Genomic DNA, 14528 nt, shown 5'->3' with positions numbered 1-14528 from the left:
TGAGTCTTTTGCCTAATTGCTCTTAAAATTCGGCCGCTTGGGGAGAACTTAATGGAAAGCTTTTATTCCAGAAAAAAGTTCCTGAAACTTTTGGCGTTATCCGCCGCAGGTCTAGGTCTTTCGGAGAATATAATTTCTCCGTTATTCTCCCAAACGTCCGGAGTCTCTAAAATGTTAAAACGTAAGATCCCAAAAACTGGAGAAGAAATTCCTGCAATCGGTTTAGGTACTTGGCAAACTTTAGATGTGGATCCGGATCCTTCTTCTTTGGCTCCTTTAAAAGAAGTTTTATCGGAGTTCCTACATACTGGTGGAGGTGTGATAGATTCTTCTCCTATGTATGGACGTTCTGAGGAAATTTTCGGGATCTTATCCAAAGATTTTTCCGACGCGGAGAAAAAGAATTTTTTCTTAGCCACAAAGGTTTGGATCAGAGGAGAAGCAGCCGGAAAATCACAGATCGAGGCTTCTTTCAAAAAGATGAAAGCGGAGAAGATCGATCTATTCCAAATCCATAATTTACTAGATACTCAAACTCATCTCAAAACATTAAGAGGCCTGAAAGAAAAAGGAAAGATCCGTTATATAGGCCTGACTCATTTTACTACATCCGCATTCGCCGAAATGGAAAGGATCTCCGAAAAAGAAAAACCGGACTTCTTGCAGATACCTTATTCTATCCAAACAAGAGAAGCGGAGAATCGGATTTTACCTTTTGCTCAAGAACATGGGATCGCAATCCTAATCAATCGCCCTTTTGAAGAAGGTGGACTTTTCAGAAATACAAAAGGTAAAACATTGCCTGAATATTTTAAAGAATGGAATTGTAATTCTTTTGCCCAAGCCTTCTTAAAATATATTCTTTCTCATCCAGCAGTAACTTGTGCAATCCCGGCTACTTCTAAAATTTCTCATCTAAAAGATAATATGGGCGCCGGGCTTGGTAGATTTCCGGAAGGTAAAGAAAGGAAAGTTTTTCTATCCAACCTTCTAGACGCAATGGACTGAAATTTCTTTCACGTTATTGATTTTACACTTCCCATTCCGAAAGCAGGGAGTACAATATTGCTCCTTCTGGAGGAGTCTATGTCGGAACCGCTTTGGAGAACACACCCTTTGGCCTGGAAGGCATCGGGAGCTTTCTTTGAATGGAAAAAAAAGAAACTATTCTATCGGATAGGCGGAGAAGGAGAAGCGCTTCTTCTTTTACATGGGTTTCCTACTTCTTCCTGGGATTGGAAAGATGTATGGGAAACTCTTACTCATCAGTACAAAGTTCTGACCTTAGATTATCTGGGTTTTGGTTTTTCTGAAAAACCGAAGGACGGGCATTATTCAATTTTTGAATACGCGGACCAGGCGGAGTTCTTCCTACAAGAACAAGGGATTAAAAAGGTGCATATTCTTGCTCACGATCTGGGAGATACGGTCGCACAAGAATTAGTCGCAAGATTTAGAGAGAAATTATCCGGACAGAGAATTGGTGGACCCGACTTGGAGTCTGTATTCTTCCTAAATGGCGGAATTTTTCCGGAGACCCATAGACCTAGAGCAGTGCAGAAATTATTAAACGGTCCCTTGGGATTTTTATTCTCTCGTTTAGTGAACAAGACCTCCTTTCAAAAAAGTTTTTCAGAAGTTTTCGGACCGAATACAAAACCTGCACAAGAGGAGTTGGACGGTTTTTGGGAATGTGTGAACAACGGAGGGGGGAAGTTGATCTATCACAAGTTGATAAGATACATGAGAGAAAGAAAAATTTTCAGAGATAGATGGGTGGGGTCCATACTCGACTGTCCAATTCCTTATGCATTGGCAGATGGTCTGGATGATCCAGTCAGCGGCAAACATGTGGTTGATCGCTTGAGAGAGATGAGACCAGACGCGAAAGTATACGAACTCCCAGGCATTGGACATTACCCTCAGACAGAAGCTGCAGACCAGGTTTTGAAAGCGTACTCAAACTTCAGATCTAAACTTTGATATTTCTCAGATAGTTTGGTGACCGGATTTATTTCCTTGAAAAAAGGAAGAAATCTGCCAGACTGTAAGAAAGCGAAAGATTAGATGGGTAAGGTTGCATACAATAATCCGCGTTTTTTCGATTTTGTATACGACGACTTTTTATGTGCGGCGGTGGACTCACATGTCGCACAATCAGGAGTTCTATTCCATTCTCTAACCAAAGAAAGTGTCTGGGAACTTTTTGAGATCACTGGAGTTCTGGCGGAACTCAAAAAAAGAGGATACGATTCCTTTGAGCTAGATCTTTCCGGTAGCGATGATACCTACCAAAAACTAATTCTCACTTTCCAAAACGAAATTTTAGTCCATCTACGTTTGAGTATCCAAGAATATAGGATACGACTCAACGATTACTTCTTCAAAGAAAAATATTTGGTTGTGAATTGGCTTCAGACACGTCATCCGAAACAGGTCGGAAGAGATTCCGCTCGTTTATATCCCGGTCAAGATGTTCCAGGTCTTGGAATTTTTACCGAGATGGCTGACCTGATCGGGTTTTTGATCATCTCCCTTAGATTGAATGGGGCAGTGATACGTCCTGAATATTTTCATGACGCTGTACTCTTCTCCCGTAAATTCCATTTTTTAGAAGCGGACTCTAAAGCTCTTTATCAAGCGTTAAGAACAACATTCCCGAAACATTCTATCCGAGCCATCTCTACTCTTTTACAACATGGAAAGATCGTAGATGCAAAACGTGGAGTGATAGAGTGGAAACCGATAGAGATGATTTTCTTTTTGGAAAAATCTTTGAACTTCTTCGTATTCAATCGCAAGTTTGAGAAGAAGGTTTCCAAGATACTTTCCACCTACAAACTCTCTCTGGTAGAAGGTGCAGAGGCAGAATTAGGACTAAATACTTAGCACTATTTTGAACGAGTGTTACGTGATTATTTTTCGTAAGAAAACCGTTTTCTTCTCCCGTCTTATCCATTTATAATATAGGTTTGGCCATTATTCTAGTATCCGGAGGGTCCTCGGATGGATAAAAGAAAACAGGTAAGGGTAGTCCCTTTCCCTAAACAACCAGTTCAACTCCAATTGATGGGAAACGGTTTTTTAGATATTCTTGTCGCCCAGGACGTTAGTGAGGGAGGGATAGCGGTTCGTGTTCCTCATAAATTTGATGGATGTGATATACATTCCAGCGTGGAAATCGTGGTCTCTCTACCCGGATACAAACCGTTTAAAGCATTAGGTAAGATCAAACATTTGAGCGCTTCCAAGGAAGCTCAGGGCCTTTTCGGGCTCCAATTCACCCAAATCGACGTAAAAGGTAAGGGATTTCTCCTCGATTATGTCAAAAAACTGACCTCTCTCCGCAGAATGGCAGGATAATCGGCCAGGTCAGTCATCGGAATTTCTTTCCAGCGTAATCCGACTGTAACCATTTAGGATGATATATAGAAACATCCTAACAAGGAAAAGAAGGACGACAATGGGATCAGGAACAGTCCAAAAAAAGCAAAAATTAGAACGTAAGCTTGAAGTAAGGATCGCAGAGAACCAACTCGAGATCGAAAGAACTTTAGCTCTTCGTTATGACGTATTCAATCTAGAGTTGGGAGAAGGTTTACCTCAATCCGCAGCTACACGTAAAGACAGAGATGAATACGATTTATTTTGCGACCACCTTATCGTAGTAGATAAGAACAGAGATGATATGATCGTCGGAACTTATCGTATCCTGCGCAGAAGTGTCGCTAAGGCAAATCTGGGATTTTACTCAGATAACGAATTCGATATTACTAAAATTTACGAATTAGAAAGAGAACCTGCAGAGATCGGACGCAGCTGCGTTCATCCTGAATACAGAGACGGATCCGTAATTTCTCTTCTTTGGGGCGGACTTGCTCAATACATGAAGAAGAACAATATCGGATATCTTTTCGGTTGTGGTTCGGTTCACAGCACTGATGCTTTATCTGCAAACGAAGTTTACGCGTTTTTGAAAGATAAACAAGCTCTTGCTGGAGAAGCTTTCGATGTAAAACCTCTTCCTGGATTTGAGATGCCAGGTTTCGATCAGAACTATTCTCCTGAAGACATCAAAGAAGTTTCTAAAAGAATCCCTGCATTGATCAAGGGTTACATTAGAGCCGGATCGACAATTTGCGGAATTCCAGCATTGGACTCAGTTTTCAAGACTACCGACTTCTTTATCATCTTCGATATCAAAGACATCGAAGCAAGATACAGCAAACATTACTTAGAGTAGAACTAAGGGTTTCCTTAAGTTTTCTCGTAAGGACGGGTCTCGTATGAGGCCCGTTTTTGTTTTTAAGCCCCTTTCCTGCGCCTAAATATGGGCCGATACACCTTGACCGTTTGGGCTTCTCCTTTTTTTCTATACTAAATTCATTCTAAACAAGCGAAAACCCAGTTTGGGTGACTCATGAATCAAATCGATTTCCAACATCCCTCTTTTAAAGACCAGATCCGATTTTACACTCTGGTATTTCTGTCCTTCTTGATCATGAGCGTAGGTTATTATTTAGGGATTTCTTCTTATATTCTTGGCTGGTTCGCATTCTGCATCTCCGCATTTTCCGTTGCCGGTAACGATGCTGTCCAAACTGTCGGAACATTTATAGAAAGTAAAAAATCAGTGCACTGGTTTCCAAAACTTGCAGCTCTGGGTGGACTTCTTGCTTTAGTATTCGGATATGCTTGGTGGTCTGCAAGCGGAGAAGTTCATTTTCACAGACTGGATAATTTTACTCCTCCTGCAAAATATAATTTTCTACAATTGATTGCGCCTATCGTTCTAGTCGTCATCACTCGGATGAAATCTCCGATCTCCACTACGTTTCTGATCCTAGGTTTATTCGGCGGACAGAATATAGAGAAGATGTTAACCAAGTCCTTTTTAGGATACATGATCGCATTTATCACTGCGTTGGTGGTTTGGGGAATTTTAGTAAAAGTTGATCCGAAAGAATATTATGACGATCATATGCCCGATCCAAGAACGGAAAGAAAATGGGCGATCTTACAGTGGTTCTCCACATTGTTTTTATGGGCTGCTTGGCTTGCTCAAGATGCTGCGAATATAGTCGTATATCTTCCTAGACAATTGAATTGGATGGAGCTTACCGGCGCTGTTTCTATTCTGATAGGTGCTCTCGGTATCATATTGTATACCAACGGTGGAACGATCCAAGAGATAGTTACGGAGAAGTCCGACATCCAATGGTCTAAGGCAGCCACTATCGTAGACTTAGTATATGCTAGTATTTTAATATTTTTCCAGAAGATCAGCAATATGCCTATGTCCACCACCTGGGTTTTTCTAGGCATGCTTGCAGGAAGAGAGATTGTGTTAAATTTCCTTACCTACAGGGACGCTCCTTATTTGGAGACATTCCGAAAAGTAGGTAAGGATGTACTTCTTGCGTCTATAGGAATTGCAGTAAGTATTTTTATATTCTTACTCGCTTCTCAGTTTTATCCCGAAAAGACTTCCTTTATTCCTAAATTTCTAAAGTAATCTTTAGTTTATACCGCATTTTCTATTCTATAGATACATGCTTTCGAAATTGCCGTACTATCGATTAGATATGCTCTACAATCTTTTGCCCAACGATCGAATTGGTCGTTTTGTTTCAGCTTAGACGTCGCTTTCTCATACAACATACTGCAAAGATATCTTGAAGTAATGATCATTAGATTTTCAGCGACCCTTTCTTTAGCTTGATCGTCTGCGATTGATTTGAATTTCGCTATCGCATCTTCGAATATTTGGGATTGTTCATTTAGATATTTAGAAGGTGATTCCACTTCTGCTTTGATCGATTCCAGATATTTTTTGAAATTTCCTTCTCCACTCATTCCGGCTACAATCGCACCTACTGCAATTCGCACATGGATCTGGCTTGTTCCTTCGTAGATGGTATTGATCCTAGAGTCTCTATATATTCTAGCTACATCATAATCTTCAGTATAACCCGCGCCTCCATGGATTTGGATAGCGAGGCCTGCACATTTATGTCCTTCTTCCGAACAATAGTATTTAGAGATAGGTGTGAGTACCGTAGCAAGGTTTCCCCATTTTTTGACCCTTTCGTCTTTTCGGATCTCTCTATCTTCTTTATTCGCTTTTTCCAAACGGATCTGATGGTGTTGATACATATCCACAACACGAGCAGTTTCGAAAGTGAGAAGTCTGGACGCGTTCATTTCTCTTTTAATTTTATGAAGCATTTCCGCGACCGCTGGGATCTCTACGATCGATTTTCCAAACTGTTGTCTTTCTTCCGCATATTTTAGGGATTCATAATAGGCTCCGGCTGCACTTCCTGGACCGCAGGCTGCACTTCCCAGTCTCATAAAATTTGTCATACCGGTGGTGTAACGGGTAAGACCTAGTCCTTCTTGTCCTAAAAGTTCGCCATAACTGTTTTCATATACGATCTCACAGGTAGGTGATGCATGAATTCCCATTTTAGTTTCAATTCCTGCAACAGTTACATCTTCGCTTTTTACTAGGAATACGGATAATCCGCGAGCTCCTCCATTTCCTGTTCGTGCAAGAGTTAATAAACTAGATGGATAAGGGCCTAGTCCGCAACCTTGGGATATAAAACGTTTTGTTCCGTTTAGACGGTAATGTCCGTCTTCCATTTTTACCGCGGTAGTTCTGACATTATTTAGATCCGAACCGAAATCAGGTTCGGTAAGAGACATCGCAAAAAGAGTCTCTCCGGTTGCCGCTTTTGCTGCAAAATTCTCTATTTGTTCTTCTGTTCCATATCTAGAAACGATCTGAGCTAGATTCAATAGCGCAACAGTCATACAAAAAGAAACATCCGCTCTTGCCATTACCATTCCGTAAAATGCGCTGATGGTTCCTGGTAGTCCGAGTCCTCCCGCTTCTCTTGAAATGGAGAATGGCATTAGCCCTGTGTCTCGGAATTTTTCGTAGATCGATGTAGTTTCGTCCGGAAAGATCACTTTCCCATTTTCGTAGCGTAGATGTTTCCTATCCATAATGCTAGAAAGTTGAGAAACGTCTTTTCCGAAAAATTCTCCCAAGGATTCAAGGCTTGATCTGTATAATTCTACTGCTTCTTCAACACTAGAAGGAGCCATTTCGTATCTTGGGTTATTCGTTTTTTTATAAAGTTCGTGTTCGAAAAATTCTTCGCCTTCTGTTGATTTTACGATCGAAGCCCAATCGATTAAATGTTCGAAAATTAGTTTTAAATCTTCGTCGTCTGTAAAATAATTATTAGCTATCATATATTCCCTTATTTATTTATGCATTCGCAGTAATTTTGTTTTCTTTTCCGATACTATAAGCGGCGTTCAATCCTTCTAAGAAGGCTCTCTCAGCATCAATTCCTTTGGAGTCCTTTGCGCCTCCAATAATGAATATTTGCTTTTGAGGGTATAAAGATTTGTAGGTTTCATAAAGAGAACTTTCTTTTTCCTGTCCCACACAAAGAACCAATGAATCGCATGGATAAAGGACCTCTTCTCCATTTTTCAAGGTTATCTTTAAACCTTCTTTAGTGATTTCCTTATAATTGAGTCCTTGGAAAAATTCCACACCGGATGCTTCTAATTCTTGTTTTAGAGCCCAAAAAGTAGTAGGTCCCAAACCGGCACCATGTTTTCCGCTTCTTCTAAAAATCGCAACATCTCTTTCCGATTTATGAGGCTGGATAACGACATTCGTATACGAATCGATATTATATTTTTTTGAATAAGACTCTAGATCAGGATCGTTTTCTTCGGTTAATTTGTGAGCCACATCTACACCGATCCCGCCTCCACCGATCACAGCCACTTTTTTCCCAGCTTTGAATTTCCCGGTCAGATAATCCGTATAATTTCCGACTGGAAGATTATTCATTCCAGGTAGTGTGAATTCTCTTGGTTTCACACCGGTAGCAAATATAATCGCATCCGGATTTAATTCTTCAAGTAACTTTAGATCACAATTCGTATTTAAACGGATATCAACTCCAAGAGCCGGGAGTTCGTTTTTGAAATAACGGATCGTCTCTTTAAATTCTGATTTGCCTGGGATATTCGAAGCTAGTTGGAATTGCCCGCCTAATTGTTCCGATTTTTCTAGTAGTATAACTTCGTGGCCTAACGAAGCACTGGCTCTTGCAGCTTCAAGCCCTCCCGGTCCTGATCCGATCACCACAACTTTTTGCGGTTTCACATTGGAATCAATTTTGTATTCCAATTCGTTAACGGCTTGCGGATTGACTAGACAGGAAACCGATTTATCTATAAAAGCATGATCCAAGCAAGACTGGTTACATGCAATGCAGGTGTTGATATGATTCGATTTACCTGTCTGGATTTTTTTTACGATAAATGCATCTGCGAGAAACGGCCTCGCCATAGAAATTATATCAGCCTGATTCGTATCAAAAATTCTTTGTACTGTACTCGGATCGTTTACTCTGTTAGAAGCGATGATAGGAATTCCAGGAGTTTTTTCTTTGATCCTCGCCGCAATATTTGCCCAAGCTCCTCTCGGAACTAATTGGCTTATAGTTGGGATCCTTGATTCATGCCATCCGATCCCAATATTTAAAGCGGACACACCTTCTTGTTTTAATGTTTGGGCCAGATCACATACTTCTTCGAAAGTTGGATTTCCTGGAATGAGATCTATTCCGGACATTCTAAAAATAATCGGAAAACCTTCCGGAAGATTTTTTATGACTGCTCTCAGAACTTCGACAGCCATATTCATTCTTCGTTTGTGATCTCCTCCAAAATGATCATCTCTATGATTTGTTACAGGAGAGAAGAATTGGTTAATGAGATAACCTTCGCTTCCCATAATTTCCACTGCTCCAAATCCTGTTTCTTTCGCGAGCTTAGCTGCGATCCCGAAATCTTCTGCAGTTTTCCAACATTCTTCTTCCGTGAGAGCTTTAGGAACATATCTATTGATTGGAGCGCGGAGCGCAGAAGGGCCTACGCAGTTTCTATCAAATGCATAACGTCCTGCATGAAAAAGTTGAGCGCACATAGTTCCGCTTCCATTTAAAAGATCATTCATCTTCCTTAATTCGGATGCGTGCTCTTCGTTTTGTATATTGAAGAAATGTTTAGATCCTCTTCCTTCTTCATTCACGCTGATTCCGCCGGTAACTATAAGGCCGACGCCTCCTTCAAAACGTTTTCCATAGAATGCGGCCATTCTTTCTGCAGTTTCGGTTTTGCCCTCGAGCCCGAGGTGCATAGATCCCATTACAAACCGGTTTGGAAGGGTAAACTTGCCTATGTTTATGGGTTGAAATGCTTTTTCCATATACAATTCTCCGTGGAAATTCCGTATTGAAGCTATTATTTACCAATGGTAATATAAATGGTATAGGGTTCAATAGATAAATTACCACTGGTAAATATATTCTTGCAAAGAATTGGAAATATGAAGAATCGTTAGTATGCCCGTAAATAAGAAACGCCGCCAACAACAGGGACCGGGAAGGCCGTTCAAAAATGATAAGATCACTGTCAGGGAAGATCTTATATCTGCGGGTACCGAATTATTAAAGACTACTCCTCTCGAGGAGATCTCTCTGCGAAAGGTTGCGTCTCTTGCTGGTGTGAGTCACGCGGCTTCTTATCATCATTTCGAAAACAAAAATGCTTTGCTTGCTGCGATTTCAGAAAGAGGATTTCAGAAATATTTTTCCGAATACCAAAAGGAACTCGAAAAAACGGAAAACGATTTTTTAGGACGTTTCCGCGCCCTGGGTTGGACCTATATCCAGTTTATTTTGAATAACCAACAATTTGCAAGGATCATGTTCGGTGGTATCGATATAAATTTACATCCCACATTATCTGCGGTTTCTAGAAGAACATACAGGCAGTTGCATGAAATTATACGCATGGGCCAAAGACTAGGAGCCATTAAACCGGGACAAACTCGCGAAAAGACCGTAGCCTCTTGGTCGATGATTCACGGAATCGCAATGCTCTTTTTAGAAGGCAGGATAAAACCTCAAAAGAACAAAGAGGACATGAAAAAGTTTATCTTGTCCGTGATAGAGTGCGCATATACCGGAATGACCCTGCCTCTACCTCCCGGATAAAATCTCATATTCAGATAGATCAATCTTTCTAGTTTTATAAGAATATTCGTAAGTATGACCGGGCCAATTATTCGTGTTCTTTCCGGAAGCGTTGATATACCAATTCGTACATCCGGTATCCCAAACGAATTTATCGAATTTTTTATTTAAAGATGTATTATAATTTTGCATACTACGAACCTTAGGGATCAATGCTTGGATCCCTTTTTTATTCATTTCATTCAATGCAGAAATAAGATAACGTACTTGCGATTCGATCATATACACAATAGAGTTATGAGCTAGATTGGTATTTGGTCCGTATAAAATATAAAAATTCGGGAAGCCCGCAACGGTCACACCTAGATAAGCCTCCGCTCCATTTTTCCAAACTTCATTCAGATCTTGGTTTTTGGTTCCTTTCACTTTCATAGGAGAAAGGAATTCAGTAGCTTTAAATCCAGTTCCAAAAACGATCGCATCAAATTTTTGGAGACCATCTTTAGTTACTATCCCTTCCGGAGTCGCTTCTTTGATAGATTCAGAAAGAACTTTTGTATTCGGTTTTGCTAATGCTTCGTAATAATCATTGGAAAGAAGGATACGTTTACATCCTGCAGGATAATCCGGAGTTAGGATTTTGCGTAATTCAGGATCTTTTACGAACTTTTTCATATGAGAAAGGCTCATCCATTTTACGATCTTATTCGCATGATTATTCTTTTGGAATGCGATCATTCTGATCTCATTCCACATATAGATCTGGAGCCTGTGTAATAGCCTATAGCCAGGGAGATACTTAAATAAGAATTTTTCGAAACTAAAATATTTACGATCCGGTTTAGGAACCACCCAAGGTGCGGTTCTTTGGAATACTGTCACTTCCGCTCCTTGGTTTACGATCTGTGGAATGAATTGGATCGCGCTCGCACCAGTTCCGATTGCTGCTACCTTCTTTCCTGAAAAATTATACGAAGGATCCCAATTTGCAGAATGGAATATTCTACCTTTAAAACTCTCCAAACCTTTGATAGAAGGTAGAGCAGGGCGATTCAATTGCCCTACAGCAGAAATAAAAACATCATGCTCGAAGGATTCGTTTTGAGAAGTTTTGATCTTCCAAACTCTAGAAGTATCATCCCAATCAGCAGATTGGATCTCGATCCCAAAACGAATATGAGGAAGTATTCCGTATTTTTCAGCACAATGTTTTAAGTAAGAAAGTATCTCAGGCTGAGCGGAATATTTTCTAGGCCAGTTTGAATTCGGTTCAAAGGAAAAAGAATAAAGATGAGAAGGAACATCGCATGCCGCACCTGGATAAGTATTTTCCCTCCAAGTTCCTCCTACAGAATTTGATTTTTCATAAATTACGAAATTATGGAATCCATTCTTTTTAAGTTGTATTGCAGCACATAATCCGCCAAAACCTGTGCCTATAATAGCGATAGAGATCGCTTTTTCTTTTTTATTTTGTGACTGCATGTTTTCAAAACTCCGGATAGATAATATGAACAAATGTTCACAGTGTTTGGTTTTTTAGGTTTCGGCCTAAGCGCATCATTGAAATGAAAATCATTCTAGCAAGTCGATTTTTAGAATTAGATTTCGTATCGAACCTTGTTAAATATCAATTCAGGTATATAATTAGGGAGAAGGTAGAAAGATCCGGATCATCGCTTCTTTTGGACTAGGGAATTCTAATGTTAAAGAACCTTGGAAAATTTTCAATAATGCACTATGTATTTTTAAACCCTGGCCGGAAGAGCGTATAGATATAAGATCTTTTCCGATTTCATTCTTAATTTGGATAGATAAGCCATTCTCATATCGAATAGAGATCACGATTTGTGATCGGACGTCCCCGGAATATTTTACCGCATTTCGTAGAGATTCTCTGAATGCATAATACAGAACTTCCTGCACTTCGGGAGGAAATTTTTCGGCTTGAGAATTAACTTTTGGATCTATTTTCCAAATTAGATCGGAGTCTTTTGCGTCCGAATCTTGTAGTTTTTGAAACATCGGAATTAGACCCAACCTGGAAATTTCCAAACCGGTATCTGACATTTCTCTTAATAAAGAAGAGATCCTTTTATGAAGTTCTGTAAGTGAATTTGCATATTGAGAATTTAGGCTTCCGGATTTATCATTGGAGATCTCTAAAATAAGAGAATGGATTTCCGGAAGTATCTCGTCGTGAAGGATTTGCCTGGTTTTTTGGTCGGAAAGTCTTTGTTCCTGTATTTTCTTTCTTTGTAGTTCCTCTAGAATATTCCCTGTTTCTTCTAAAAATAAAGAATGAACTAGCCAGGTTCCTGTGATCCTTGCGATCTCGATTTCTTCTTCTGCAAATAATCCTCCGTTTTCTTTTTGTCCTAAGATCAGGTATGCATCGCCGGAAAGAACACTTTCTATTTTTACTCGGATCACAAATCCGGAGAATCGATCCTTGTCCAAATATTGAATATTCGGATTTTCAGGATTTGGATCTAGTTTAGAAAAATCAAATGTTTCTAATGGAATATTTTCAGGATAAAAGATATTCGTGTCGGAGATATAGGGAATTTTTCCTTGGAATATGAGGGCAGCTTTTCGGGTTTCCAATACATCTCGGCATAAATATCCGAAAGAAAGTCTGACCGAACCGGAAGATAAGATCTTTTTTAATACTTCGTTTTGGTTGGAGCTTACCTGCTTGTTTTTTAGAACCGTAAAAAATCGGGAAAGAAAGAAGGAATAAGAGAATACGATAAATATTTCCGCTCTAGGGTAGCCTAATTTTGCAAAAAGAAAATATAAACAAGCCAGCACAAAGGAAGTATAAACGGAATTTTTCCATTCTTGTTTTAAACTGATCTTAGGTAAGATCCTTCCTGTGAGTATCTCATAAGAAGTTAAAGCCCAACCTAAAACTAAAATAGAAATACAAATTAGTAATTGTATACAAAGTACGAATCCGTAAAAATATTTGGGTTCTTTCTCTGCTTTTATGATCAGATTTTCTATAATTCCTAATTCATCTCCAACGAAAAGAACGGAAACCAGTAGGACCACTCCGAACAATAAAAATCCGATTCCTTTTAAAAAAGGGACCGACTTTTGTCTTCCTAACTCGGAAAGACTATTATCTGAAATTTTGAATAAGAATAAACAAAGTAAAGAAAGGAAAACACAAGTGAAAATATAAATTAAGTAAGCGGATTTGAAGGAGAATGGAGCAAATTTCCAATATTCAAATAAACTGATATTCCAGGTTTTACCAGGATTATAAATAAGTAGTATGGAGATTGAAACTAATTGGCAAAAGGATAAAATGTAGAATAAAAAAAGAAAAATCCCTTTTTTCTTTAAAAAGCCGAAAAACCAAACGATAACAACGAACCATCCGAACGGGATGAGTATTAATAAGATCAGCCCGGGGAAAAAATATAAGATAGGATAAGCAGATACTACTAAAAATCCGTTCTGGCCAAGGATCGCAAAAAAAGAGAATAATAAAGAAGATACGATTAAAGTAAAAATACTGAAATACGCAGCAGCGTTTTTCTTTTCTAAATTCGTTCCGGTCGTAGATCCTAACCAAAACAAATTTGTGGAAAGGAATATAAAAACGGAACAGATTATTATTTCAAGATCTATAGTCAAGATTAGGCATCCATGGAATCCTTTCTCCGGAGGAATTCCTATAAAAAATTTTTTCGTCTTCTTCCCATTCTAAAAAACGATTGGATAATACGATGAGGGCCGCTCTTGTGCGAGCCACTTTTTCATCGGAGTTTGTTTCGTTTAATCCCCAGGCGGAATAGATCTGTCCGTTGATCCTGCTGATCGTTCTTTTGTCTTTGAATCCGAAATGTTGGGCGATCTGTTCGTTACTGAATCCTTTGGCCAACATTTCTGCTACAGATCTTTCATTGGGTTCTAAAACTGAGAGTGGGGAATTTTCGTCCTTCTCCCTGACTTCTGTTACTCTGGATTCGATTTCAGGATCTATAAAACTTTTTCCATCGTAAGCCAATCGAATGAGCGGGACCACCATTTGTGGAAGAAGGTAATTCGATTTTCGAACATATGCATAATGACTTAAGATCCCGGAACTTCTGAAAGTCCGAAAGTATTCGTCACTGTCTTGTATGGAATAGATGACTACAGGTTTTCGTGGGAATTCCTTCCGGATCGAAATAATGGTTTCTATCCCGTTTAATTTACCTGCGAGTCTTACATCTAAAAGAAGAACGTCAATGTCTCCTTCCAAACAGTAACGGATCGCCTCTTCTCCCGAGTCACAATCGAATACTGATTTAATTTTTCCTGATTCTTCTAAGCCGGAGATCATCGCTTTTCTGAGTTTCAGATTGTCTTCCGCGACCAGTATTTTAAGAGGCTCGGCTTTCATGTATTCTCGGAATTTTAGGATAAGAAGAACTAGGAGGTCAAGCACTTGAGTGC

General features: G+C 39.5%; 12 protein-coding genes. 7 read left to right on the top strand and 5 right to left on the bottom strand.

What is annotated here, in order from left to right:
• Positions 1-51 precede the first annotated feature (51 nt).
• The 6 genes from EHO58_RS06710 (at position 52) to EHO58_RS06685 (ending at position 5515) form a co-directional block, all read left to right on the top strand.
• Positions 52-1008, top strand: a complete 957-nt coding sequence (locus EHO58_RS06710; protein ID WP_135679425.1) for an aldo/keto reductase — start codon at positions 52-54, stop codon at positions 1006-1008.
• A gap of 78 nt (positions 1009-1086) precedes the next feature.
• A complete protein-coding gene (locus tag EHO58_RS06705; protein ID WP_135679424.1) occupies positions 1087-1983 on the top strand; it encodes an alpha/beta fold hydrolase in 897 nt (298 codons plus the stop codon).
• Positions 1984-2067: 84 nt separating this feature from the next.
• On the top strand, positions 2068-2889 hold the full coding sequence (locus tag EHO58_RS06700; protein WP_135628260.1) for a histone deacetylase: 822 nt from the start codon (positions 2068-2070) through the stop codon (positions 2887-2889).
• Between the two features lie 117 nt (positions 2890-3006).
• Positions 3007-3363 carry a PilZ domain-containing protein gene (locus EHO58_RS06695; RefSeq protein WP_135628261.1) on the top strand — a complete coding sequence of 119 codons (357 nt, stop codon included), beginning with the start codon at positions 3007-3009 and terminating at the stop codon, positions 3361-3363.
• A 100-nt stretch (positions 3364-3463) separates the two neighbouring features.
• Positions 3464-4243 (top strand): GNAT family N-acetyltransferase, encoded by a 780-nt coding sequence (locus EHO58_RS06690; RefSeq protein WP_135679423.1) that lies wholly within the window; start codon positions 3464-3466, stop codon positions 4241-4243.
• A 177-nt stretch (positions 4244-4420) separates the two neighbouring features.
• Positions 4421-5515, top strand: coding sequence for a hypothetical protein (locus EHO58_RS06685; RefSeq protein ID WP_135679422.1), 1095 nt, complete (start codon positions 4421-4423; stop codon positions 5513-5515).
• Positions 5516-5523: 8 nt separating this feature from the next.
• Here the strand turns inward: EHO58_RS06685 and EHO58_RS06680 are convergent, their stop codons facing one another.
• Both EHO58_RS06680 and EHO58_RS06675 read right to left on the bottom strand, forming a co-directional pair.
• Entirely contained in the window at positions 5524-7266 is a 1743-nt protein-coding gene (locus EHO58_RS06680) for an acyl-CoA dehydrogenase family protein (RefSeq protein WP_135679421.1), read from the bottom strand.
• A gap of 16 nt (positions 7267-7282) precedes the next feature.
• Positions 7283-9307, bottom strand: a complete 2025-nt coding sequence (locus EHO58_RS06675; RefSeq protein ID WP_135679420.1) for an oxidoreductase — start codon at positions 9305-9307, stop codon at positions 7283-7285.
• 136 nt (positions 9308-9443) lie between these two features.
• Between EHO58_RS06675 and EHO58_RS06670 the strand changes: the two genes are divergently transcribed.
• Complete coding sequence (locus EHO58_RS06670) at positions 9444-10097, top strand: TetR/AcrR family transcriptional regulator (protein ID WP_135628266.1); 654 nt, start codon at positions 9444-9446, stop codon at positions 10095-10097.
• On the opposite strand, the gene EHO58_RS06665 is transcribed toward EHO58_RS06670, so the two are convergent.
• From EHO58_RS06665 to EHO58_RS06655, 3 genes are all read right to left on the bottom strand, one after another.
• Entirely contained in the window at positions 10083-11561 is a 1479-nt protein-coding gene (locus EHO58_RS06665; RefSeq protein WP_135679419.1) for a flavin-containing monooxygenase, read from the bottom strand. The genes EHO58_RS06670 and EHO58_RS06665 overlap by 15 nt on opposite strands.
• Before the next feature lie 162 nt (positions 11562-11723).
• On the bottom strand, positions 11724-13724 hold the full coding sequence (locus EHO58_RS06660; protein ID WP_135679418.1) for a sensor histidine kinase: 2001 nt from the start codon (positions 13722-13724) through the stop codon (positions 11724-11726).
• Positions 13708-14475 carry a response regulator transcription factor gene (locus EHO58_RS06655; RefSeq protein ID WP_135679417.1) on the bottom strand — a complete coding sequence of 256 codons (768 nt, stop codon included), beginning with the start codon at positions 14473-14475 and terminating at the stop codon, positions 13708-13710. The genes EHO58_RS06660 and EHO58_RS06655 overlap by 17 nt, the downstream gene beginning before the upstream one ends.
• Between the last annotated feature and the right edge of the window lie 53 nt (positions 14476-14528).

Source organism: Leptospira selangorensis (assembly GCF_004769405.1).
GTDB classification, from domain to species: domain Bacteria; phylum Spirochaetota; class Leptospiria; order Leptospirales; family Leptospiraceae; genus Leptospira_B; species Leptospira_B selangorensis.
The sequence above is the reverse complement of the archived record's forward strand: the minus strand, read 5'-3'. Positions and strand labels throughout refer to the sequence as shown.

Coding starts and splice junctions, on each gene's coding strand:
- EHO58_RS06710 (WP_135679425.1), top strand. CDS start 52: ATGGAAAGCTTTTATTCCAGAAAAAAGTTCCTGAAACTTTTGGCGTTA.
- EHO58_RS06705 (WP_135679424.1), top strand. CDS start 1,087: ATGTCGGAACCGCTTTGGAGAACACACCCTTTGGCCTGGAAGGCATCG.
- EHO58_RS06700 (WP_135628260.1), top strand. CDS start 2,068: ATGGGTAAGGTTGCATACAATAATCCGCGTTTTTTCGATTTTGTATAC.
- EHO58_RS06695 (WP_135628261.1), top strand. CDS start 3,007: ATGGATAAAAGAAAACAGGTAAGGGTAGTCCCTTTCCCTAAACAACCA.
- EHO58_RS06690 (WP_135679423.1), top strand. CDS start 3,464: ATGGGATCAGGAACAGTCCAAAAAAAGCAAAAATTAGAACGTAAGCTT.
- EHO58_RS06685 (WP_135679422.1), top strand. CDS start 4,421: ATGAATCAAATCGATTTCCAACATCCCTCTTTTAAAGACCAGATCCGA.
- EHO58_RS06680 (WP_135679421.1), bottom strand. CDS start 7,266: ATGATAGCTAATAATTATTTTACAGACGACGAAGATTTAAAACTAATT.
- EHO58_RS06675 (WP_135679420.1), bottom strand. CDS start 9,307: ATGGAAAAAGCATTTCAACCCATAAACATAGGCAAGTTTACCCTTCCA.
- EHO58_RS06670 (WP_135628266.1), top strand. CDS start 9,444: ATGCCCGTAAATAAGAAACGCCGCCAACAACAGGGACCGGGAAGGCCG.
- EHO58_RS06665 (WP_135679419.1), bottom strand. CDS start 11,561: ATGCAGTCACAAAATAAAAAAGAAAAAGCGATCTCTATCGCTATTATA.
- EHO58_RS06655 (WP_135679417.1), bottom strand. CDS start 14,475: ATGAAAGCCGAGCCTCTTAAAATACTGGTCGCGGAAGACAATCTGAAA.